The sequence below is a fragment of the Methylobacterium sp. UNCCL125 genome (assembly GCF_900116795.1).
In the GTDB taxonomy this organism is placed as follows: domain Bacteria; phylum Pseudomonadota; class Alphaproteobacteria; order Rhizobiales; family Beijerinckiaceae; genus Methylobacterium; species Methylobacterium fujisawaense.
Genome location: NZ_FPBW01000002.1, coordinates 20470 through 44881, shown reverse-complemented (window position 1 = coordinate 44881; position 24412 = coordinate 20470). Strand labels below are relative to the sequence as shown.

Below are 24412 nucleotides of genomic sequence, written 5' to 3'. Positions count from 1 at the left end.
CGATCCTTCCTCAGGAGACCGCACCATGACACCGCAGATGCCCCATACCGGCGCCTGGAAGACCTTCACGCTGGTCAGCTTCGCCGCCGCCGCCGCCATGCTGACGATCGGCATCTTCTTCCTGCCCGCGGATATCTGGATCAAGGGCTACCTCGCCATGGCGTCGCTGTTCCTCACGGGCACGACCTTCACCCTGGCCAAGACCCTGCGCGACGAGCACGAGGCGAAACGGCTGATCAACAAGATCGAGGACGCCGCCACCGAGCGCGTCCTGCGGGAGGCGGTGCCGGGCCGGCTCTGAGCCGATCCCCGAGGTCGGCGCCGCTCAGTCCGCAGCCTCCAGGAACGCGGCGACCACCCGGGAGAATTCCGGGGTCCGCAGGTAGCCGTAGGATTTGTGCCGGTTCTCGGCGCCGTCCGGCCTCCGGTAGGCGTTGATCACCGGCACGTCCCGCACGCGCACGCCGGCGGCATTCGGCGCGTAGAGGGCCGCGAGGTCGTCGCCCACCGTGGCGATGTCCTGGCGGTCCATCAGGTTGGTCCAGGCGGTGAGCGCCGCCGGCACCCGGAGGTCGCCGTGCGCGTCGGCGAGCTTCAGCTTCAGCTCGGCGAGGCCGAGGGGCGCGCCGAGGGTGACCAGGGCGCAGCGGGGCATCGGCGTCCCCTCCGCCTCGGCGGCGCGCAGAACGTCGTAGGCGATCAGGCCGCCCATCGAGTGCGCGGCGATCAGCACGGTATCCGCCGCGGCCGCCGCCAGGACGTCGCGCAGGCGCGCCCGCGCCGCCGCCCGGAAGGCCGCGTCCTCGTGGTAGCCCCAGAGATCGTCGAGACGGTATTCCAGGATCAGGTCATCCACCGGCGTCAGCCCGGCGGCCTCCTGCAGGTGCGACAGGCCGCGATAGATCCGGTCGGTGAGGGTCGGCTCGGCGCGGTCCGGCTCCCCCGCCGGGGAGGGGAACGGCCCGAGGCCGTGATCGGGGCGGTAGGGCTCGCGGTTGCGGTCGCCCGCGAGCGGCTGCGGGTAGCGCAGGTCCGCCCAGTAGACGAAGGTGAAGGGCAGGTCGGCCTCCGCCACCCGGAGCCCGCGATTGCGGTCGAGCCCCTCGCGGATCGCGGCGCGCCACCAGGCGGCCTTCTCATCCCGGGGCGGCTTGTTGGCGAGCCCGTGGATGCCGATGATGTGCGCCCGACCCAGTGTCCGCTCCCAGACCGACGCGAATGCCAGCGGCTCAAGATAGGGCCGCCCCGCACGGACGGAACTGCGGCTTAGTTTCCGCGCGCCCGTCGCCCCCGCGCGTCAACCCGTTCGTCGACCCAGTCGTCGACCCATTGCCACCCGGCCGCTCCGCCATAGCTGCGCTGCGGGAACCGGATCGGGCCCGGGGCCTTCTCCCACGACAGATGATCCTGCCGCGCTTGCATCCCGGTGCGCGCGGCCAATGACGAGGACGGTGGCCCGATGCGGCGCGCCCACAGCATGGATTTCGGGGCCGAGATGGTCGAGGGCGGCGTCCGCTTCGCCCTCTGGGCACCCACCGCCAAGAGCGTCGCGCTCGTCGTCGACGGCGCCGATCACCCGCTGCCGGAATCCGGCGGCGGCTGGCGCCGCACCGTCCTGCCCGGGGTGAAGCCCGGCGCCCGCTACGGCTTCCGCATCGACGGCGACCTCGTGGTGCCCGATCCCGCCTCCCGCTTCCAGCCGGACGACGTCTCGGGCCTCAGCGAGGTGATCGACCCGCGGGCCTTCGCGTGGTCCGACGCGGACTGGACCGGGCGGCCCTTCGAGGAGGCGGTGATCTACGAGTGCCATGTCGGCACCGCGACGCCGGAGGGCACCTATGCCGGCCTGCAGGCCCGGCTGCCCGACCTCAAGGCGCTCGGCGTCACCGCCATCGAGCTGCTGCCGCTCGCCGACTTCAAGGGCGCGCGCAACTGGGGCTACGACGGCGTCCAGCCCTACGCCCCCGACGGCGCCTATGGCCGCCCGGACGACCTCAAGCGCCTGATCGACGCCGCCCACGGGCTCGGGCTGATGGTCTATCTCGACGCGGTCTACAATCACTTCGGTCCGGCCGGGAACTACCTCCACGCCTACGCCAAGACCTTCTTCACCGAGCGCCACCAGACCCCCTGGGGCGCGGGCATCAACTTCGACGGCAAGGAGAGCGGCGCCACCGTGCGCCAGTTCTTCATCCAGAACGCCCTCTACTGGCTGGAGGAATACCGCTTCGACGGCCTGCGCTTCGACGCCGTCCACGCGATCCTCGACGATTCGCCCCGTCATTTCCTGGCCGAGCTCGGCGAGACGGTCCGGAAGACCTTTCCGGACCGTCAGATCCACCTGATGCTGGAGAACGAGGCCAACCAGGCCCGCTGGCTGGAGCGGGACGCCGCCGGGCGCCCGAAGATGCACGATGCCCAGTGGGCCGACGACCTGCACCATTGCTGGCACGTCCTGCTCACGGGCGAGGACGCCGGCTACTATAAAAGCTTTGCCGACAAACCGGTCGCGCACCTCGCCCGCTGCCTCGCGGAGGGTTTCGCGTATCAGGGCGAACCGTTCGCCACGCTCGACAACCATCCGCGCGGCGAGCCCTCCGGGCACCTGCCGCCCTCGGCCTTCGTGACCTTCCTCCAGAACCACGATCAGGTCGGCAACCGGGCGCTGGGCGAGCGGTTGAACCACCTCGCGGATCCGAAGAAACTCGATCTCGCCCGGGCCGGGCTCCTGCTGGCGCCGCAGATCCCGATGCTCTGGATGGGCGAGGAATGGTCGGCCTCGGCGCCGTTCCTGTTCTTCGTCGACTTCGCGCCGGACGAGGACCTGAACAAGGCGGTCCGCGACGGCCGCCGCCGGGAGTTCAAGAGCTTCGCGGCGTTCGCGGACGACACCTCCAAGATCCCCGACCCGACCGAGCGCGAGACCTTCGCGGCCTCGAAGCTCGACTGGTCCGAGCGGGAGCGCTCGCCCCACCGCGAGGTGCTGGCGGAGACGACGCGCCTCCTGGGGCTGCGCCGCGACGTGGTCGTGGCGCTGGCGAAGTCCGGCTATGACGGCGCCGCCGCCACGATGCCGCGCGCCGACGTGGTCGACTGCACGTGGCGCTTCGGCGCCGGCACCCTGCGCTTCGTCGCCAATGTCGGGACCGAGGCCTTCGCGGTCGATCCGGGCGGTGCCCGGCCGGTCTGGACCAACGCCCCCGACGGGGCCGGACGCGATCTCCCGTCCTGGACGGGCGTGTTCCTGACGGAGTCCCACGCGTGAGCCCCCTCGAAAGACTCGCCGACCTCGTCGGCGTCGCCGCCGGCTACACCGACGCCTTCGGCAAGCCCGTCGAGACGCCGCTGGCGGTGCGCCGCGGCCTGCTGGCGGCCCTGGGCTTCGCGGTCCAGGACGAGGCGTCGATCGCCGGGAGCCTCGCCGAGGTCGAGCGCCTGCGCCGCGGCCTGATCCCGCCGCTCCTGCCGGTGGAGGCCCGCCGGGCCGCCCGCGTTCCGGTCCGGCTGCAGGACGGGGCGCCCCACACCCTGGTCTGGCGCCTCGTCGACGAGCGCGGCACCGCCCGGGAGGGACGGGCCAACCCGCAAGGGTCCGATCCCGGCTTCGAGCTGCCGCCGCTGACCCCGGGCTATCACCGCCTCATCGTGCAGGCCGGCCAGAGCCGCACCGAGGCCTGGGTGATCGCCGCGCCGCAGCGCTGCTGGCGCCCGCGCCCCTACACGGATGAGGGGGCCTCCGATTGGGGGCTCGCCGCCCAGCTCTACGGCCTGCGCTCGGCGACCAATATCGGCATCGGCACCTACGCGGATGCCGGCGAGGCCGCCCGCGAGGCGGCCCTGCGCGGGGCGGCGTTCTTAGGGCTCAGCCCGGTCCACGCCCTGTTCGGTTCCGACCGGACCAAGATCTCCCCCTACTCGCCCTCCTCGCGCCTGTTCCTGGAGACGCTGTTCATCGCCCCGCGCAGCCTGCCGGGGCTCGCCGGCTCCCGGGCCGAGGCGCTGCTCGATGCGCGCGCGGACGCGATCACGGCGCTCCGCGAGGCGGCGCTGGTCGACCACCAGGGCGTGCACGACGTGCTCGACCCGGTGCTCCGGACCCTCTGGGAGGACTCCCCCGCCCGGGCCGGCACGGACGCGGATTTCGCGCGCTTCCGGCAGGCGGGCGGCGAGGATCTCGAATCCCACGCCCTGTTCGAGGCCCTGTCGGAGCATTTCCGGGGGCAGGGCGCGCATTGGCTGGGCGACTGGCCGGACGCGTACCGCCGGGCCGGCACGGAGGCGGTGCGGGCCTTCGCGGCGGAGCATGCCGAGGCGGTCGGCTATCACGCCTGGCTGCAATACCTCGCCGACCGGCAGCTCGAAGAGGCCTCCGCGGCGGCTCTGGGCGCCGGCATGCGGGTCGGGCTGTACCGCGACCTCGCGGTCGGCGCCGACCGGGGCGGCTCCGAGATCTGGTCCCATCCCGAGCGGTTCGCCGACAAGGTGTCGATCGGCGCGCCGCCGGATCTGCTGGCGCCCAAGGGCCAGAACTGGGGCCTGCCGGCCTTCGACCCGCTGGAGATGGAGCGCGACGGGCTCGCCGCCTTCCGGACCCTGGTCCAGGCCAACATGCGCCATGCCGGCGCGATCCGGATCGACCACGCCTTCCAGCTCGCCCGCCTGTTCCTGATCCCGCTGGGCGCGGGCGCCCAGGCCGGGGCCTACGTGGCCATGCCGTTCGAGCCGATGCTGGCGGTGCTGCGGCTGGAGAGCCACCGCAACAAGTGCCTCGTCATCGCGGAGGATCTCGGCACCGCCCCGGAGGGCTTCTCGGACGCGCTGATGCGGGCCGGGGTGCTGAGCTACCGGATCCTCGCCTTCGAGCGGGAAGGCGACGGACGGTTCAAGGCGCCGTCGGCCTATCCGCGCGACGCGCTCACCGCCATCACCACCCACGACCTGCCGACCTTCGTGGGCTGGTGGCGCGGGGTCGACACCGACACCCGCCAGTCGCTCGGCCTCTACGACCAGGAGCGGGCCGAGAGCGAGCGGGCCGAGCGCGTCGTCGAGCGCCGCCGCCTCGCCGAGGCGCTGGCCGGCGAGCAGCTGCTCCCCTCGGCCGAGCCCCCGGATGCCGCGCCCTTCGAGGCCGCCGCCCGCTACCTCGCCCGGGCGCCCTCGATGCTGACCGCCGTGCAGTACGAGGACGTGGTCTCCGAACTCGCCCAGGCCAACGTGCCGGGCTCCACCGAGGGCTACCCGAACTGGCGGCGCAAGCTCGACCGGGAGCTGGCGGACATCGCCGCCCCCGGCGGGCCGCTGGCCAAGCTGGCCGCCGCCCTGTCGGCGGAGGCACGGGGACCGCGCTCGGGGGCCGCGCGGCTCGCCGCGCCGCCGCCGCGCTCGACCTACCGGCTGCAGTTCCACAAGGACTTCACCTTCGCGGATGCCGGCCGGATCGTCCCCTACCTGCATCGGCTCGGGATCAGCCACGTCTACGCCTCGCCGCTCCAGACGGCACGGCCCGGCTCGACCCACGGCTACGACATCGTCGATCACGGGGCGATCAACCCGGAACTCGGCGGCGAGGCGGGCTTCGTCCAGCTCTCCGAGACGCTCCACGCCCACGGGATCAAGCTGCTCCTCGACATCGTCCCGAACCACATGGGCGTCGGCGGGTCCGACAACCCGTGGTGGCTCTCGGTGCTCGAATGGGGCTCGCTCTCGCCCTTCGCCGACGCCTTCGACATCGACTGGCAGCGGCTCGGGGCCGGGCGCAACCTCGTGATCCCGTTCCTGGGCGAGCGCTACGGCGAGGCCCTGGAGCAGGGCACCCTGGTGCTCAAATTCGATCCCGAGAAGGGCGCCTTCAGCGTCTGGCACTACGAGCACCAGCTGCCGATCCGGCCGCTGAGCTACCCGACCATCCTCAACCGGGTGATCGCCGCCATCGGGGCGGTGGACGACGACACCACCGCGGAGCTGCTCGCCATCTCCGAGCGCCTGCGGGCTATGGCGATCGACACCGACGAGACCCGCCGCAAAGGCTTCCCCGAGGAGGCCGAGGGGCTGAAGCGCCGGCTCGCCGAGATCCACGGCGTCTCGCCGCTGATCCAGGAGGCCACCGCCAGCACGCTGGCCCTGCTCAACGGCTTCAAGGGCCGCCCGGACAGTTTCGGGCCGCTGCACCGGCTGCTGGAGGCGCAGGCCTACCGGCTCGCCCATTGGCGGGTGGCGTCGAGCGACATCAACTACCGCCGCTTCTTCGACGTGAACTCGCTCGCCGGCCTGCGGGTCGAGCTGTCCGACATCTTCCACCGCTCGCACGAAACCGTGTTCCGGCACATCCGCGAGGGCCGGATCGACGGCTTGCGCATCGACCATATCGACGGGCTGGCCGACCCGCTGGGCTACGCAAGGGCGCTCCAGGCGGCGGTCGGGCCGGGCTTCTACGTGGTCGTGGAGAAAATCCTGGAGCCCGGGGAGCGGCTGCGGCCCTGGCCGGTGGCCGGGACCACGGGCTACGACGTGCTCAACCAGCTCGACGGGATCCTGGTCGACAAGGGGAAGCGCGGCAAGGTCGAGCGCCTCTACACCTGGGCCACGGGCTTCGACGAGCCCTACGGCTTCCAGCTCCGTGCCGCCAAGGCCGAGATCCTGGAGATCAGCTTCGCGAGCGAGCTGGAGGTGCTGACCACCGACCTCAAGGAGGTGGCCGATTCCGACCGGCGGACCCGCGACTTCACCGTCAACGCGCTCCGCCGGGCGCTGATCGAGATCATCGCGCGCTTCCCGACCTACCGGAGCTACCTGCCGCCGGAGCTGGAGGAGGGCGAGGTCGAGCCCGAGGACGTGCGCCTGATCGAGGGCGCCGTCGCCAAGGCCAAGCGCTGGTCGAGCCTGCCGGACCGCTCGGTCCACGACTTCGCCGCCGACGTCCTGCTCGGCCGGATCGAGACCGCCGGGGCGGGCCGGCCGGATCCGCGGGTTGCCTTGCGCTTCCGCCGCCGGTTCCAGCAGCTCACCGGCCCGGTCATGGCCAAGAGCCTGGAGGACACGCTGTTCTACCGCTACGCGTGCCTGCTCGGCCTCAACGAGGTCGGGGGCGATCCGGGCGAGTACGGGATCGACGCGGAGCACTTCCACGACCTCCAGATCGCCCGCGCCCGGGACTGGCCGAGCGCCATGATCACCACGGCGACCCACGACACCAAGCGGGGCGAGGATGCCCGCACGCGGCTGCTCGCCCTCTCGGAGATCCCGGAGGAATGGGCCAAGGCCTGGGACCTGTGGCAGCGCACCGCCGGCCCGCACCTCGCCCGCATCGACGGCGAGCCGGCTCCCGACGCCAACGACCAGTGGATGTTCTTCCAGGCCATTCTGGGCGCCTGGCCGCTGGAGCTGCTGGAGCGGGACGAGGCCGGGGCGATCGAGGATTTCCGCGACCGGCTGATCGCCTACGGCGAGAAGGCCATGCGCGAGGGCAAGCGCCGGTCGAGCTGGGTCAATGTCGACGCGGTCTACGAGGGCGCGGTCAAGAAGCTGTTCACCGCGCTGATCGCCCCGGGCTCGGACTTCCTGGCGCAGCTCCGGCCCTTCGCCCGGCGGCTCGCCCATCTCGGCATGCTGGCGAGCCTCGGCCGGACGGTCCTGAAATGCACCCTGCCGGGCCTGCCCGACACCTACCAGGGCACGGAGATCTGGGACTTCTCCTTCGTCGATCCCGACAACCGCCGCCCGGTGGACTACCCGGCCCTGGGGCGGATGCTGGACCAGGGCGGCGTGCCCGCGGAGCTGCTGGCGCACTGGCCGGACGGGCGGGTCAAGCAGGCGACCCTCGCGGCGCTTCTGGCCGAGCGGGCCGAGCGACCGGACTTCTACGCGAGCGCCGCCTACGAACCCGTCCCGGCCACCGGCGCGCGGGCCGGGCACGTGATCGCCTACCGTCGGACCGACCCCGGCCAGGAGGGCGGCGACCTGTTCGTGGCGGTACCGCGGCTGGTGGCGGGCTTCGTCGGGGAGGCGGTCTGGCCGGGTGAGGCCTTTAATGGGACCCGGGTCGATCTCGGAGCGGGGACCCGCTGGCGCGACCTCGCCTCGGGGCGGATCGTGGCGGGGGAGGGGGCCGATCTCGGCGAACTCCTGCGGGATCTGCCCTACGCGGTGCTGCGGCGGGAGCCGTGAGGGGAGCGGCCGGATCCGTGGATCGTCCTCCCCCCTCCGCGGGGGAGGGTGGGCCGGCCGTCAGGCCGGGTCGGGAGCGGGGAACCCGGCTTCCGAAAAGGGCGGAGCCGGCATGAAGGCCGCCGCCTTCTCCGGCACCGTCGCGCCCCCGTCACGGGACTTCGGGGACCACCCTTCCCCGCAGCGGCGGGAGGGAGCGTGCGCGGGTCCGTCCCTGCCACGAAGACCATGTCGGCAGGTCCCTCGCGGTCCTGTCATGCGAATCTGCTGAGAGGCGGACGGCGCGGACCTGACAATCCCCGCCGTCCCACGCGAAGGCACGCCCGGGCGGTTCGGGCGTTACGACACAGGAACGGGAGCCAGAAGCCAGCATGAACGCACCGACCAAAGCCGCTGCGACGACCGGGGCCGAGGCCGTCCTGCCGGCCGCGCTGGCGCCCCGGGCCGAGGGGCCGCGGATCTACAACCTGTTCCCGCTCCTGGTCGGGCGCGTCGCGGACTGGACCGCCGAGCTGCCGCGGATCGCCGCGCTCGGCTTCGACTGGATCTACCTGAACCCGTTCCACCAGACCGGCGGCTCCCGGAGCCTCTACGCGGTGGCCGATCCCGAGCGGCTCGACGAGCGGTTCCGCGACCCGGACGGCACGCCGGACGACGCGCAGATCCAGCGCTTCTGCGCGGCCGCGCAGTCCCTCGGCCTGTCGGTGATGACCGACCTCGTGATCAACCACACCGCCGACAACGCCCGCCTTGCCACGGAGCGGCCCGACCTGTTCATGAAGGAGGCCGACGGCTCGATCATGCACCCGGCGGCGGTGGATCCGGACGATCCGTCGATCCGCACCGTCTGGGGCGACCTGGCCGAACTCGACTACCACACGCCGGCTGCCCGGGATGAGCTGACCCGGATCTGGGGCGCCTACGTGGCCCGGCTCCAGGACCTCGGCGTGGCGGGCTTCCGCTGTGATGCGGCCTACAAGGTGCCGCCGGAGACCTGGCGCGTCCTGATCGGGGAGGCCAAGGGGCGCGATCCCGCCTGTCTCTTCGCCGCCGAGACCCTGGGCTGCACCTTCGAGGAGGCCCGGGCCACGGCGGGCGCCGGCTTCGACTACCTGTTCAACTCCTTCGCGTGGTGGGACCTGAAGAAGCCCTGGGCCCTGGAGCAGTACGAGCGCCTGCGGGTGCTGGCGCCCTCCATCGCCTTCCCGGAGAACCACGACATGACGCGGCTCGCCGCCGGGATCGGCGGCGGCCCTGAGGCGGTGGCGGCCCATCTGCGCACCCGCTACGCGCTAGCCGCCTTCTTCTCGGCCGGCGTGCTGATGCCGATCGGCTACGAATGGGGCTACCGCCGGGCGCTGCACGTGGTCGAGACCACCCCGGGCGACCGCGAGCACGAGACCGGCATCGACATCTCCGGCTTCATCCGGGCGGTCAACGCCCTGCGGGCGGAGCTGCCCGCCGCCAATGTCGAGGGCGCGCAGATCCGGATCTCGTCCCCCGACAGCGACTGCGTGGCGCTCGCCCGCTTCGACACCGGCCACCCGGCCTCGGCCCGGCACGGGCTGATCGTGCTCTACAACCCGACCGACAAGCCGGTGCCGGTCGAGGCTGGGTCGCTCATCGCCCGCACCGGCGGCATGCTCGGCACCTTCGTCGACCGGACGCCCGACGCCGAGCCGATCGCGTTCCATCCCGGCAGCGCCATCGACCTGATGCCGGGCGAGCTGCGCATCCTGGCGGCCAGCGCCCAGGAGGTCGCCCGGCTCCCCGAGCGCGGCACCCCGGACGGGGAGGGGCGGGTGGTGATCGAAGCGGTCAGCCCTGAGCTCGACGGCGGCCGCTCGCCGGTGAAGCGGATCGTCGGCGAGTCCCTGCGGGTCGAGGCCGACATCTTCTCCGACGGCCACGAGATCATCGACGCCGCGATCCTGTCGCGGGTCGCCGGCAGCGACGCGTGGCGCGAGGACCCGATGGTCTTCGTCGACAACGACCGCTGGGCCGGGCACTTCCCCCTGGAGCGCAACGCCCGCTACGAGTTCACCCTGATCGCGTGGCGCGACGCCTTCTCGTCCTGGGTGCGCGACACCCTGAAGAAGCGCGCCGCCGGCGTCGATGTCCGCCTGGAGACGATCGAGGGCGTGGCCCTGGTCGGGACCGCGGCGTCGCTCGCCCGGACCCGCGGCGGCCGCGACGCCGAGCGCCTCGCCGCGCTCGTGGCGGCGCTCGCCGCCGAGGAGACCGGCTCGGCCGCCCAGCTCGACCGGATCCTCGACCCCGAGGCGTCGCGCCTCGTGCGCCGGAACGCCGAGCGGGTGAACCTCACCCGCTATCCCGTGACCCTGCCGGTGATCGCCGACCGCCTCGCGGCCCGGTTCTCCGCCTGGTACGAGATCTTCCCGCGCTCCCAGTCGATGGACGTGAACCGCCACGGCACCTTCGACGACGTCATCCGGCGCCTGCCCGAGATCCGCGAGCTCGGCTTCGACGTCCTCTACTTCACCCCGATCCACCCCGTGGGCCGGACCAACCGCAAGGGGAAGAACAACACCCTCACGGCCGAGCCCGGCGATGTCGGCTCGGTCTACGCGGTGGGCGCGGCGGAGGGCGGCCACGAGGCCGTGCATCCCGACCTCGGCACCCTTCAGGATTTCGAGCGGCTGGTTGCGGCGAGCCACGCCTACGGGATGGAGATCGCCCTCGACTTCGCGATCCAGTGCTCGCCCGACCATCCCTGGATCAAGAACCATCCGGAATGGTTCGAGTGGCGCCCCGACGGCACGCTGAAATTCGCCGAGAACCCCCCGAAGAAGTACGAGGACATCTCGAACGTCCACTTCTACGGCGGCGCCCTGCCCGGGCTGTGGATCGAGCTGCGCGACATCCTGCTCGGCTGGTGCGCCCGGGGCGTGCGCATCTTCCGGGTCGACAACCCCCACACCAAGCCGATCCCGTTCTGGGAATGGGTGATCGGCGAGGTCAACGGGCGCTATCCGGACGCGATCTTCCTCGCCGAGGCCTTCACCCGGCCGAAGATGATGAAGAAGCTCGCCAAGGCGGGCTACCAGCAGAGCTACACCTACTTCACGTGGCGCAACACCAAGCAGGAGCTGACCGACTACGCCCTGGAGCTGGCCGGCGAGATGGGCGAGTACTACCGCCCGAATTTCTTTGCGAATACGCCCGACATCAATCCCTACTTCCTTCAGACCAGCGGACGCGCCGGCTTCGTCATCCGCGGAACCCTGGCCGCGACCCTGTCGTCGGTCTACGGCATCTACAACGGCTTCGAGCTGTGCGAAGCCGCGCCGTATCCGGGCAAGGAGGAGTACCTGAACTCGGAAAAATACGAGCTGAAGGCCTGGGACTACGACCGGCCGGGCAACATCCGCGAGCACATCGTCAAGCTGAACACGATCCGGCGCGAGAACCCCGCCCTCTGGGATTTCCGCAACGTCGTCTTCACCGGGGCCTTCAACGACCAGATCATCGCCTACGCCAAGGCGACGCCGGAGCGCGACAACTGCATCTTCACCATGGTCAACCTCGACCCGAAGAACCGCCAGGAATGCACCTACGAGGTGCCGCTCTGGCTGTTCGGCCTGCCCGACGACGGCGCCGTCGAGGTCGAGGACCTGCTCCAGGGCTACACGTTCGAGTTGCGCGGCAAATCCCACCGCATCGCCCTCGATCCGGCCGAGCGATCCTGCGTCATCTGGCGCCTGCGGGCGCCGCGGCGGGTTGCGGGCTGAGGCCACCCGTGGCACCTGACCGTGGCACCTGACCCCGGCGGCGGGCCTCCCCGTCGCCGACCATTGCACCCGCGCGGCGGTCGTCCGCCCGCTCCCGGCCGGTTCCCACCGCCGGTCCCGTCAGATTCGACCGATGAGGCAGCGACGCGATGATCGATCGCAGCGACCCGCAATGGTACCGTGACGCCATCATCTACCAGATCCACGTCAAGTCGTTCTTCGACTCGAACAACGACGGGATCGGCGACTTCGAGGGCCTGACCCAGCGCCTCGACTACGTCCGCGATCTCGGCGTCACGGCGATCTGGCTGATGCCGTTCTATCCCTCGCCGCTCCGCGACGACGGCTACGACATCGCCGATTACCGGGACATCAACCCGTCCTACGGGACCATGGAGGCCTTCAAGGCCTTCGTGGAGGCGGCGCACGCCCGGGGCCTGCGGGTCATCACCGAACTCGTGATCAACCACACGAGCGACCAGCACCCCTGGTTCCAGGCCGCCCGCGAGGCGCCCCCCGGCTCGCCGGAGCGCAACTTCTACGTCTGGTCGGACACCGACGAGCCGTACCGGGACACGCGGATCATCTTCCTCGATACCGAGGCGTCCAACTGGACCTGGGACCCGGTGGCCAAGCAGTATTTCTGGCACCGGTTCTACAGCCACCAGCCGGACCTGAACTTCGACAACCCGGCGGTGCTCGAGGCCGTCATCGAGGTGATGCGCTACTGGCTCGACATGGGCGTCGACGGCCTGCGCCTCGACGCGATCCCCTACCTGATCGAGCGCGACGGCACGAACTGCGAGAACCTCGCCGAGACCCACGACGTCATCAAGAAGATCCGCGCCGCCCTCGATGCCAGCTACCCCGACCGGATGCTTCTGGCCGAGGCCAACCAATGGCCGGAGGAGACCGCCCAGTATTTCGGCGACGGCGACGAATGCCATATGGCGTTCCACTTCCCGCTGATGCCGCGGATGTACATGGCGATCGCCCGGGAGGACCGGCACCCGATCACCGACATCATGCGCCAGACCCCGGAGATCCCGGAGGGCTGCCAATGGGCGATCTTCCTGCGCAACCACGACGAGCTGACGCTCGAAATGGTCACCGCCGAGGAGCGTGACTACCTCTGGTCGTTCTACGCCGCAGAGCGCCGCGCCCGGATCAATCTCGGCATCCGCCGCCGCCTCGCGCCGCTCCTCGAGAACGACCGGCGCAAGATCGAATTGATGAAGTCCCTCGTCCTGTCGATGCCCGGCACGCCGGTGCTCTACTACGGCGACGAGATCGGCATGGGCGACAACATCTATCTGGGCGACCGCGACGGCGTGCGCACGCCCATGCAATGGTCCCCGGACCGCAACGGCGGCTTCTCCCGGGCGAACCCCCAGAAGTTGTTCCTGCCGGCGATCCAGGACCCGATCTACGGCTTCGACGCCATCAACGTCGAGGCGCAGACCCAGGCGCAGACGAGCCTGCTGAACTGGACGCGGCGCATGATCGCGATCCGCAACAACAGCGTCGCCCTCGGGCGCGGCACGATCCAGTTCCTCTATCCCAGCAACCGGAAGGTTCTGGCCTGGATCCGCGAGCACGAGGACGAGCGGATCCTGTGCGTGGCGAACCTGTCGCGGGCGCCCCAGGCGGTGCAGCTCGACCTGTCGGAACTGCGCACCGCGGTGCCGATCGAGCTCACCGGCGGCACCGAGTTCCCGCCGATCGGCGATCTGCCCTACCTGCTGACCCTGCCGTCCTACGGTTTCTACTGGTTCAGCTTGAGCGCCGCGCGCTCCGGGGTGGTCGGCCCGCAGCAGGAGCCGCCGGAGCTGTTCACCCTGGTGCTCACCGGCGGGATCGAGACCCTGATGAGCGGGCGCGAGCGCGTCGCCTTCGAGCGCACGGTGGTGCCGCCGTTCCTGACGAGCCGGCGCTGGTTCGGCGCCAAGGGCTCGCGGATCAAGGCCACGAAGGTGGTCGACTGCGCCGCCCTGAAGGACGTCGACGGGAGCGCGCGCTTCCTGCTGCCGCGGCTGCAGGTGCAGCTCGCCAACGGCGAGAGCCATGAGTACTTCATGCCGGTCGGCGTCGAGGAGGGCCGCGAGGACGAGGCGCTGATGCCCTTCGCGGTGGCGCGGGTGCGCCGCGGCCCGCGGACCGGGCTGCTCTACGGCGCGGCCGGCTCCAACGACTTCGCCGCCTGCCTCATCGACGACATGCGCCAGGGCCGTGTGATCCCCACGGAGAGCGGCCGCCTCGTCTTCGCCGTCACCTCGGCCTTCGACCCGGAGGTCACGGTCGACGTGGCCGATATCCGCCGGCTGTCGGCGGAGCAGAGCAACACCTCGATCGCCGTCGGCTCCAAGATGATGCTCAAGCTGCTGCGCCGCCTGCAGCCGGGGCTGCATCCCGAGATCGAGGTCGGGCGCTTCCTCACCGAGCAGGCGGGTTTCTCCAATACCCCCGCCCTGCTCGGCACGCTGGAGCACGTCGCCGAGGACGGGACCCGGACGGCCCTCGCGATCCTTCAGAAATTCGTCGTGAACCAGGGCGATGCCTGGACCCTGATGCTGGAGGGCCTGCGCCGGGACTTCGAGACCGTCGTGCTCACCCCCGAGAGCGAGGCCGCCAGCCCCGAGGAGGCGTTCCAGGCCCACCGGCCCTGGGCGGATCTGCTCGGGCGGCGCACCGCCGAGCTGCACGCGGCGCTGGCGATCGAGACCGACGATCCGGCCTTCGCGGCCGAGCCGTTCACCGGGGACGATCTCGCGGTGCTGGCGCGCGACGCCCGCCACCAGGCGGAGCGTGCCTTCCGGGCGCTCAAGGGCCTGGCCGACCGGGGGCTCGATGCCGGCAAGCCGGCCTGCGCGGAACTCGGCCAGCGCCGGGGCGAGGTCGAGGCCCTGATCGCCGCGCTCACCGCCGAGCCGGTCCGGGGCGCCCACAAGACCCGCATCCACGGTGACTACCACCTGGGACAGGTGCTGGTCGCCGAGAACGACCTGATCATCGTCGACTTCGAGGGCGAGCCCTCGCGTCCGGCCGACGAGCGCCGGGCCAAGTCGATGCCCCTGCGGGACGTCGCCGGGCTGATGCGCTCCTTCGCGTACGGCGCCGAGACGGTGATCCGGGAGATCACCGCCCGGTTCGCCGATTCCGAGGGGCGGGCGCGGGATGCCGCCACGGCGTGGCGCGGCATGATCGAGGCGGCGTTCCTCGCCGGCTACGAGTCCGCGGTGGAGGGCTCGCGCGCCGCCGTGACCGACCTGGGAAGCCGGGCGCGGCTGCTGCGCCTCTGCCTGCTGACCAAGGCCCTGTACGAGGTCGATTACGAGGCCAACAACCGGCCGGACTGGATCGAAATCCCCGCCCGTGGGGTTCTGACCATTCTGGACACGGACGGACACGAGCCCGGAGCATTGGAATGACGGCGATCGACGAGACCTTCGCACGACGGGCCGCCCCGGAAGCGGGGACGGCGCGGAACGCGGATGTCCCGGGCTCCGGCGTCGCGCAGCCGCCGAGCGTCCATCCGGACGCGATCGCGGCCCTGATGGCGGCCAATCACGGCGACCCGTTCTCGGTGCTGGGCCCCCACCGGGTCGGGCCCAAGGCCTGGGAGGTGCGCGCCGTGCTCCCCGAGGCGCGGGCCGCCACCCTGGTGATGGACGGTCGCACCGTGCCGTTCGAGAAGCGCCATCCGGACGGATTCTGGGTCGCGCGGGTCGAGGGCGAGCACCGGCCGCTCTACGAGATCGAGGTCGAGTCCTGGGACGGCACGAAGCGCCGCCGCTACGACCCCTACGGTTTCGGCTCCTCGATCGAGCAATACGACGTGGCGACGCTGCGCGAGGTCGGCACCAACCTCGTCTACCGGATGCTCGGTGCGCAGTCGGGCCAGCTCGACGGCATCGACGGCTTCCGCTTCGCCGTCTGGGCACCCAACGCCCGCAAGGTCAGCGTCGTCGGCGACTTCAATGACTGGGACGGGCGCCGCCACCCGATGCGCCTCTGGCAGGACGGCGGCATCTGGGAGCTGTTCGTGCCGGGCCTCAAGGCCGGCGTGCGCTACAAGTTCGAGATCCGCGGCCCCGACGGCGCCCTGGTGCCGCTCAAGGCCGACCCGGTCGCCTTCGCGGCCCAGCACCCGCCGGAGACCGCCTCGGTCACCCACGGGTCGGGCGAGTTCGACTGGCGCGATTCGGGCTGGATGAGCACCCGCGGCGCCAAGGACCCGCGCCACGCGGCGATCTCGGTCTACGAGGTCCATCTCGGCTCCTGGGCGCGGGTGCCCGAGGAGGGGAACCGCTACCTGACCTACCGGGAGCTCGCCGAACGGCTGATCCCCTACGTCAAGGATCTGGGCTTCACCCATATCGAGATGCTGCCGATCACCGAGTTCCCGTTCGACGGGTCCTGGGGCTATCAGCCGGTCTCGCTGTTCGCCCCGACGAGCCGCTTCGGCACGCCGGAGGATTTCGCCGCGTTCGTGGACGCCGCCCACGAGGCCGGGATCGGCGTGCTGCTCGACTGGGTGCCGGGCCACTTCCCCCTCGACGCCCACGGGCTCGGCCAGTTCGACGGCACCCACCTCTACGAGCACGCCGATCCCCGCCAGGGCTTCCACCAGGATTGGGGCACCTACATCTACAATTTCGGGCGCACCGAGGTCGCGACGTTCCTCGCCGCCAACGCCCGGTTCTGGCTGGAGCACTACCACCTCGACGGCCTGCGCGTGGATGCCGTCGCGTCGATGCTCTACCTCGACTATTCCCGCCGCCAGGGCGAGTGGATCCCGAACCGCTACGGCGGCAACGAGAACCTCGACGCCATCGACTTCCTGCGGAAGACCAACGAGGCGACCTACAGCCACGCCCCCGGGACGATCACGGTGGCGGAGGAATCGACCTCCTGGCCCGGCGTGTCGCACCCGACCTATACGGGCGGTCTGGGCTTCGGCTTCAAGTGGAACATGGGCTGGATGCACGACACCCTGCATTTCATGCAGGAGGATCCGATCCACCGCCGCTACCACCACCACAACCTGACCTTCGGGCTGCTCTACGCCTTCTCGGAGAATTTCGTCCTGCCGCTCTCCCACGACGAGGTCGTGCACGGGAAGGGCTCGCTGCTCGGCAAGATGCCGGGCGACCGCTGGCAGAAATTCGCGAACCTCCGGGCCTATTACGGCTTCATGTGGGGGCATCCCGGCAAGAAGCTGCTGTTCATGGGCGGCGAGTTCGGCCAGGAGCGGGAGTGGAACCACGACACCAGCCTGGACTGGCACCACCTCGACGACCCGCTGCACAAGGGCGTGCAGAGCGTGGTGCGCGATCTCAACCGGCTCTACGTCTCGACTCCGGCCCTCTACAGCCGTGATGTCGAGCATACCGGCTTCCAGTGGCTGGTGGCGGACGATCAGGACAACAGCGTCATCGCCTGGGCCCGCAAGGGCGCCAAGCCCGGCGAGGTGGCGATCGTGGTCTCGAACTTCACGCCCGTGCCGCGCGAGGGCTACCGGATCGGCGTGCCCGCGGCGGGGTTCTATCGCGAGGCGTTCAACTCGGATGCCGGCGTGTATGGCGGGTCCAACCTGGGCAACCAGGGTGGCCGCCGCACCGAGGATCAGGCGAGCCACGGCCAGGGGCAGAGCCTGTCGCTGACCCTGCCGCCGCTCGCCACGATGATCTTCCTGCTGGAAGGGTGAGGGGAGCCCCCCTCCCCCCTCTGGGGGAGGGGGTGAGGCGGCTGCGTCCGCGAGAAGGCTCTACGCGGCCCGCCAGCGCAGCGCGGTGCTGTTGCCGATGGCCCGGCCGTAGAGCCCGGCATAATTGTTGGCGGCCTGATCCCAGCCGAAGCGGGCCGCCATGGCCCGCCGCCGCATGGCGTTGAGGCGCTTCTTCTGGCCGAAGGCCTCCAGCGCCCGGCGGACCGCCGCCCCGAAGGACGCGGCCGAGGCCTCCGCGAAGGTGAAGCCCGTCACCCCGTCCTCGACCGTGTCGGCGAGGCCCCCGGTGCGGCGCACGATCGGCAGGGAGCCGAAGCGCTGCGCGTACATCTGGGCCAGCCCGCAGGGCTCGAAGCGCGAGGGCATCAGCAGGAAGTCGCTGCCCGCGAACATCCGCCGGGCCTGCGCCTCCTCGAAGCCGACATGCACGCCGACCGCCTCGGGATGGCGCTTGGCCAAGCCCCGGAGCGCCTGCTCGAACCGGCCCTCGCCCTGGCCGATCACCACGAGCTGGCCGCCCTCGGCCACGATCGCCTCGGCGGCCTGCAGGCTCAGGTCGATGCCCTTCTGGTGGACGAGGCGCGACACGATGGCGAAGAGCGGCCCGCGGGAAACCGCAAGGCCGAATTGCTGGCGTACCGCCTCGGCATTGGCCCGCTTGCCCTTCCAGTCGTCGATCTCGAAGCGCGTGGCGAGGTGCGGGTCGGTGCTCGGGTCCCAGGTCTCGTCGATGCCGTTGAGGATGCCGGCGAGCCGGCCCTGACCGGCGCGGGTGCGCAGCAGCCCGTCGAGGCCGCAGCCCAACTCGGGGGTCTGGATCTCCCGCGCGTAGGTCTCGCTCACCGTGGTGACCTGCGAGGCGTAGAAGATGCCGGCCTTCAGGAAGGACAGCTGCCCGTAGAATTCGGCGCCGTCGACCTGGAAGGCCGCCTCCGGCACGCCGAGCCGGGGCAGGGCGTCCCGGGGGAACAGGCCCTGATAGGCGAGGTTGTGGATCGTCAGCACGCTCGGCACCCGCCGGCCGCGCCAGGCGAGATAGGCCGGGGCCAGGGCCGCCTGCCAGTCGTTGAGGTGCAGGAGGTCGGCCGCCCAGTCGGGGTCGGCGCCGGCGGCGAGGTCCGCCGCCGCGAGGCTGAGGCGGGCGAAGCGCAGGTCGTTGTCGCCGAAATCGCCGTGCTGGTCGCCGTAGGGCGTGCCGTCGCGCTCGTAGAGGTCGGGGCTGAGCAGCACGTAGATCCGCAGGCCGTCGGCCGCCTCGACCAGGCCGAGGTCGCAGGCCGGAACCCCCGCGAAACCCTCGAGACGGGCGACCACCGGAATCTCGGGGAACGCCGCGCGGACCTGCCGGTAGCCCGGGATCAGCACGCGGATGTCGTAGTGCGGCACCAGCGCCCGGGGCAGGGCGGCCGAGACCTCGCCGAGGCCGCCGGTCTTCACGAAGTCGGCCATCTCGGGCGTGGCGTAGAGGATGCGGCGGCGCAGCGAGGCCGGACGGGCCGGCACCGGAACGGATACGACGCCGTCCCCCTCGCCGGACGACCACTCGGCGAAGGAACCACCACGGCGCGTATCGAGCATCAGCATTGATCCTGGCCGGGCGGAATGCCCCGGTCTGGCAGACGATCGGGCAGGCACGGCTGTCGCGATCTCAACCACGGCTAATACTCCTCCGTCGCGACGGTTCCGCTGCGACGCACAAAATAGGCCACCGTGAGAATTAAGCTTCACTTACCTATGTGGCGTCGCAGCACGAAATCGTGGCGGCGCGGCAAGTTTCGGCGGGCCGGGCGGCTTCCGGGATGGGGCGGCATCGGCCCGACGTCGATGCACAGGGCCGCGCCGCAGCGGCACCGCCCTATCCCGAATCACGTTCTGCGCGCCTGGACCGTGTCCGGCTGGGGGCTTCGGCCCTGCCGTCTCTGCGAGCGGAGCGAGGCCATCCACCCCGCGCCCGACGGCCGACGGCGCGCAGCCCTGAGGCACCGCACCGCCGCGCGCGCGTGATGACGGTCGAGGGCCGCAGCAGCCAAAGGCTCCGGCCGCAAGCCATGTCGTGCCCCCGGCTCGGACCATGAGGCGCCGCCGGGCCGTTGGACCGGCGCCCGCGCCGAGGCGCCGCGCCCGGATGGGCGGATCCGGTCCGGCTCACCCGCCGCGGCGCAGGATCACCCCCTCGGCGGGTCCGAGCGCCAGGGTGAGGCCGACCGTCTCGCCCGCCCGCCCCGCACGGGTCGAGAGCAGCACGGTCCAGTCGCCCTCGGGCAGCGGCAGATCCTGCGACGCCGCGCCGAAGTTCAGGAGCACGCGCAGAACGGCATCGTCGGCGAAGCGCTCGTAGGCGAACACCGCGGCGATCCCCAGCGGCACCTCCCGGTAGCCGCCCACGGCGAGCGCCGCGTGGTCGCGGCGCAGGGCGAGCAGCCGCCGGTACAGGGTGAGCATCGAGCCCGGATCCGAGCGCTGGCTCTCGACGTTGCAGGCTGCCCAATCCTCCGCCAGCGGCAGCCAGGGTTCGGCCGTGGAGAAGCCGGCCTGGGGATTGTCGTCCCACTGCATCGGGGTGCGCGCCGGGTCGCGGCCGTGCCCGGGCTCGTTGTACTCCCAGGGATCGCGGGCGCGCTCCGGCGGGATCGGAACATGGCCGAGCCCGATCTCGTCGCCGTAATAGAGGGTCGGCGTGCCCCGCAGGGTCAGCAGCAGCATCGCGGCGATGCGGGCCTGCGCCTGCCCGACCCGGGCGGCGATGCGCGGCTGGTCGTGGTTGCCCAGCACCCAGTTGGGCCAGCCGCCCTCGGGCAGGGCCGCCTCGTAATCGGCCACGAGTTCGGCCACGGCGTCGGCCCGCCACGGGGTCTGGATCAGCTGGAAATTGAACGGCAGGTCGGCGCCGGTGAGGTCGGGGCCGTAATAGGCGACCAGCCGCTCCACCGGCAGGTAGATCTCCCCGATCAGGACGCGCTCGCCGTAGTCGCGCAGCACCGCCCGCATGCCGGCGATCACGTCGAAGATCTCGGGCCGGTCGGCGGAGTAGACCTGGGTGAAGCGGTTGATCTCCGGGGAGCCCGGCGCGTAGTCGGGATTGGCCGGGTTGTCGCGGAACCCCGCATCCTTCATCAGGTGCCAGATCACGTCGACCCGGAACCCGTCGACCCCGCGCTCCAGCCAGAAGCGGAGCACGTCGTGCATGGCCGCCCGCACGGCGGGGTTGCGCCAGTTCAGGTCCGGCTGCTCCGCCAGGAAGGCGTGGTAGTAGTACTGGCCGGTGGCCTCGTCGCGCGTCCAGGCCGGGCCGCCGAAATTCGACAGCCAGTTGTTGGGCGGCCCGCCGTCGGGGGCGGGATCGCGCCAGATGTACCAGTCGCGCTTCGGGCTCGTGCGCGACGACCGGCTCTCGGCGAACCACGGATGCGCGATCGAGGAATGGTTCGGCACGAAGTCGAGGATCACCTTCAGCCGGCGCCGATGGGCCTCCGCCACGAGGGCATCGAAGTCGGCCAGCGTGCCGAACAGCGGATCGATCCCGCAGTAATCGGCCACGTCGTAGCCGAAATCCGCCATGGGCGAGGGATAGACGGGCGAGATCCAGACGGCGTCGACCCCGAGCCAGGCGAGGTAGTCCAGCCGCGCCGTGATGCCGGGCAGGTCGCCGACCCCGTCGCCGTTCGTGTCGTGAAAGGAGCGGGGATAGACCTGGTAGACGGTCCCGCGCTTCCACCAGACAGTGTCGGTCATGCTGCCCCTCCCGTTGGCGGCCCACGCTTAACCGCTGACCGGCGTGCTGGCGACCGGCGACGGATGCGCTTCGGGCGCGCTCCGGGCGCGTGCCGGGCGGGCGCCGGCGGGCGCGGATCGGCGCGCCCGACACGGAGCGCCCGTCGAGAACCGCGTCCCGGGCATGACCGTGAGCCGCATCGCCGGCGTGCATGACCTTCGCGCAGCGCCGTCGCGCAGATCTGTGCCTGGAATGTCACGCCGCCGCGCCATATGTCTCTCAGCGTACCCGCGGGCTCCGATCGAGCGGCGCTGCCACGACTTCGCCGGAAGCCGACCGCATCGTCGGATGCTTCGGGGCACGGATCGTCCGTCCGTTCATGCGGCGGCAATCCATCAAAAGAGATAATCCGCCCACGATACCCCCGGCGCTAGAATCCGGGGCGACGACTTTGGGGGACCCGCACGTGTTGAACGATGTTCTGACCCGGCCTGTGCCACAAGATGTCGCGCGCGACGAGCGCGCTCCCGAGGCCCCGGCCGCAGGCTCCTGGACCGCCCCGGTGCTGTCCGCAAGTGGTGACGCGGGGGTCGACCTGCGGGAGTCGATCCGCGCCAAGCTCACCTTCGCGCTGGGCCGCACGCCCGAGACCGCACGCCCGCGCGACTGGTTCGCGGCGACCGCCCTGGCCCTGCGCGAGCGGATCGTGGCGGCCGCCCTGGCCGCCGAGCGCAGCGTGCCGAACAAGCGCGTCTACTATCTGTCGCTGGAATTCCTCATCGGCCGGCTGATGTCGGACGCGATGAACAACCTGGGCCTGACCGAGACCACCCGCGCCGCCCTGCGGGAACTCGGGGTCGACCTCGACGCCGTGCAGGAAGCCGAGCCCGACGCGGCTCTGGGCAATGGCGGCCTCGGGCGGCTGGCCGCCTGCTTCATGGAGAGCATGGCGAGCATCGGCATCCCGGCCATGGGCTACGGGATCCGCTACGACCACGGCCTGTTCCGCCAGTCCTTCGAGGACGGCTGGCAGCGCGAGGCGCCAGAGACCTGGCTCGCCGAGGGCAATCCCTGGGAATTCGCCCGGCCCGAGGCGACCTATGCCATCGGCTTCGGCGGCACCGTGACCATGTCCTCCGCGGAGGAGGGGGTGATCCGGCGGCACTGGCAGCCGGCCGAGACCGTGCGGGCGGTGGCCCACGACGTGCCGGTGGTCGGCTGGCGCGGGCGCCACGTCAACGCCCTGCGCCTGTGGAAGGCCGAGGCCGGCGAGCCCGTGGACCTCGCCCGGTTCAACGGCGGCGACCATGTCGGCGCGGTGGCGGCGCGGATGCGCGCCGAGGCGATCTCCCGGGTGCTCTATCCGAGCGATTCCTCGGCCGAGGGCCAGGAGTTGCGCCTGCGCCAGGAATACTTCTTCACCGCGGCCTCGATCCAGGATCTCGTGGCCCGCCACGTGGCCGAGCGCGGCGACGTCCGGTCCCTGCCGGACCACGCCGCGATCCAGCTCAACGACACGCACCCGGCCATCGCGGTGCCGGAGCTGATGCGCATCCTGATCGACGCGCACGGCCTCTCCTGGGAGGATGCGTGGCACGTCACCACGCACACGCTGCACTACACGAACCACACCCTCCTGCCCGAGGCGCTGGAGACCTGGCCGGTGGAGCTGATGGAGCGGCTGCTGCCGCGCCACATGCAGATCATCTACCTGATCAACTGGATGCATCTGGAGGAGCAGGCCAAGCACGCCCGCCAGGACACCGCCTCCGACAACGCCGCCTACCTCGCCTCGATCTCGCTGATCGATGAGTCGCACGGGCGGCGGGTGCGCATGGGGCATCTCGCCTTCCATGGCGCGCGCCGGGTCAACGGCGTCTCGGCGCTCCACACCGACCTGATGCGCTCGACGGTCTTCTCCGACCTGCACGCCCTCGACACGGACAAGATCGTCAACAAGACCAACGGCATCACCTTCCGCCGCTGGTTCCACAACGCCAATCCCGGCCTCACCCGGCTCGCCGTGGAGACGGTGGGCGCCGGCGTGCTGGACAATCCCGAGCTGCTGCGGGGCCTGGAAGCCCATGCCGAGGACCCGGTCTTCGTGGCGCGCTACGCGGCCGTGCGCCGGGAGCGCAAGGAGGCCCTGGCCGACCTCATCGCCGAGCGCACCGGCATCGACGTCGATCCGGCCGCGCTGTTCGACGTGCAGGTCAAGCGCATCCACGAGTACAAGCGCCAGCTTCTCAACATCCTCGAGACCGTGGCGCTCTATCAGGCGATCAAGGCCGAGCCGCACCGGGACTGGACGCCCCGGGTGAAGATCTTCGCCGGCAAGGCGGCGCCGAGCTACGTCCAGGCCAAGCTGATCATCAAGCTCGCCTGCGACGTCGCCAAGGCGGTCAACGACGATCCCGAGGTCGCGGGCCGGCTGAAGGTGGTGTTCCTGCCGAACTACTCGGTGAGCCTCGCCGAGGCGATCATCCCGGCCGCCGACCTGTCGGAGCAGATCTCCACCGCTGGGCTGGAAGCGTCGGGCACCGGCAACATGAAGTTCGCCCTCAACGGCGCGCTCACGGTGGGCACCCTCGACGGCGCCAACATCGAGATCCGCGACCATGTCGGGGCGGACAACATCTTCATCTTCGGCCTGGAGGCCGACAGGGTGAAGGCCCGGCAGGCCGAGCCGGACTACGCGGCCAAGGCGATCCAGGCCTCGCCGCGGCTGGCGGCGGCCCTCGACATGATCGCCGCGGGGCGGTTCTCGCCGGAGGAGCCGGGCCGGTTCCGGCCGCTCACCGACGACCTGCGCCGGCGCGACCAGTACCTGCTCACCGCCGATTTCGACGATTACTGGCGGGTACAGCGCGCCATCGACGCCGCATGGCGCGATCCGCGCGGCTGGTGGGCGAAGGCGATCCGCAACACCGCCCGCATGGCGTGGTTCTCCTCCGACCGGGCGATGCGCGAATACGCCGAGGAGATCTGGCGGGTCCGCCTGGGCTGAGCCGTCGGCCGCCCGACCCGCTCCCATGCGGAAGCGGGTCGGCGCGGGGC

10 protein-coding genes are annotated in these 24412 nt (G+C 71.2%); 7 read left to right on the top strand and 3 right to left on the bottom strand.

The features are described from left to right. Positions 1 to 25: 25 nt before the first annotated feature. Positions 26 to 301: a YiaA/YiaB family inner membrane protein gene (locus BM396_RS00150; protein WP_043357650.1), complete on the top strand. Its 276-nt coding sequence runs from the start codon at positions 26 to 28 to the stop codon at positions 299 to 301. A gap of 24 nt (positions 302 to 325) precedes the next feature. Here the strand turns inward: BM396_RS00150 and BM396_RS00145 are convergent, their stop codons facing one another. Then, positions 326 to 1225, bottom strand: coding sequence for a lipase family protein (locus BM396_RS00145; protein ID WP_078946935.1), 900 nt, complete (start codon positions 1223 to 1225; stop codon positions 326 to 328). A gap of 234 nt (positions 1226 to 1459) precedes the next feature. Here BM396_RS00145 and treZ point away from each other — a divergent pair, with 234 nt between their 5' ends. The 5 genes from treZ to glgB all read left to right on the top strand — a co-directional run bounded on the left by treZ (position 1460) and on the right by glgB (position 17622). Then, complete coding sequence (treZ, locus tag BM396_RS00140; protein ID WP_043379847.1) at positions 1460 to 3265, top strand: malto-oligosyltrehalose trehalohydrolase; 1806 nt, start codon at positions 1460 to 1462, stop codon at positions 3263 to 3265. Continuing rightward, entirely contained in the window at positions 3262 to 8163 is a 4902-nt protein-coding gene (locus BM396_RS00135) for a malto-oligosyltrehalose synthase (RefSeq protein WP_043379724.1), read from the top strand. Before treZ ends, BM396_RS00135 begins: the two co-directional genes overlap by 4 nt. Positions 8164 to 8534: 371 nt before the next feature. Continuing rightward, the gene (locus BM396_RS00130; protein ID WP_043379726.1) at positions 8535 to 11915 is read left to right on the top strand and encodes a maltotransferase domain-containing protein; all 3381 of its coding nucleotides are present in this window, start codon (positions 8535 to 8537) and stop codon (positions 11913 to 11915) included. A gap of 149 nt (positions 11916 to 12064) precedes the next feature. Continuing rightward, positions 12065 to 15343 carry a maltose alpha-D-glucosyltransferase gene (gene treS / locus BM396_RS00125; RefSeq protein WP_043379728.1) on the top strand — a complete coding sequence of 1093 codons (3279 nt, stop codon included), beginning with the start codon at positions 12065 to 12067 and terminating at the stop codon, positions 15341 to 15343. Next, positions 15340 to 17622, top strand: a complete 2283-nt coding sequence (glgB, locus tag BM396_RS00120; protein WP_043379730.1) for a 1,4-alpha-glucan branching protein GlgB — start codon at positions 15340 to 15342, stop codon at positions 17620 to 17622. Before treS ends, glgB begins: the two co-directional genes overlap by 4 nt. 60 nt (positions 17623 to 17682) lie before the next feature. Here glgB and glgA read toward each other — a convergent pair whose 3' ends face one another. Further along, the gene (glgA, locus tag BM396_RS00115) at positions 17683 to 19221 is read right to left on the bottom strand and encodes a glycogen synthase GlgA (protein ID WP_043379850.1); all 1539 of its coding nucleotides are present in this window, start codon (positions 19219 to 19221) and stop codon (positions 17683 to 17685) included. A gap of 567 nt (positions 19222 to 19788) precedes the next feature. Next, positions 19789 to 21375, bottom strand: coding sequence for an alpha-amylase family glycosyl hydrolase (locus tag BM396_RS00110; protein WP_043379732.1), 1587 nt, complete (start codon positions 21373 to 21375; stop codon positions 19789 to 19791). Between the two features lie 359 nt (positions 21376 to 21734). Between BM396_RS00110 and BM396_RS00105 the strand changes: the two genes are divergently transcribed. After that, positions 21735 to 24362 (top strand): glycogen/starch/alpha-glucan phosphorylase, encoded by a 2628-nt coding sequence (locus tag BM396_RS00105; protein WP_244538776.1) that lies wholly within the window; start codon positions 21735 to 21737, stop codon positions 24360 to 24362. The last annotated feature ends 50 nt before the right edge of the window (positions 24363 to 24412 follow it).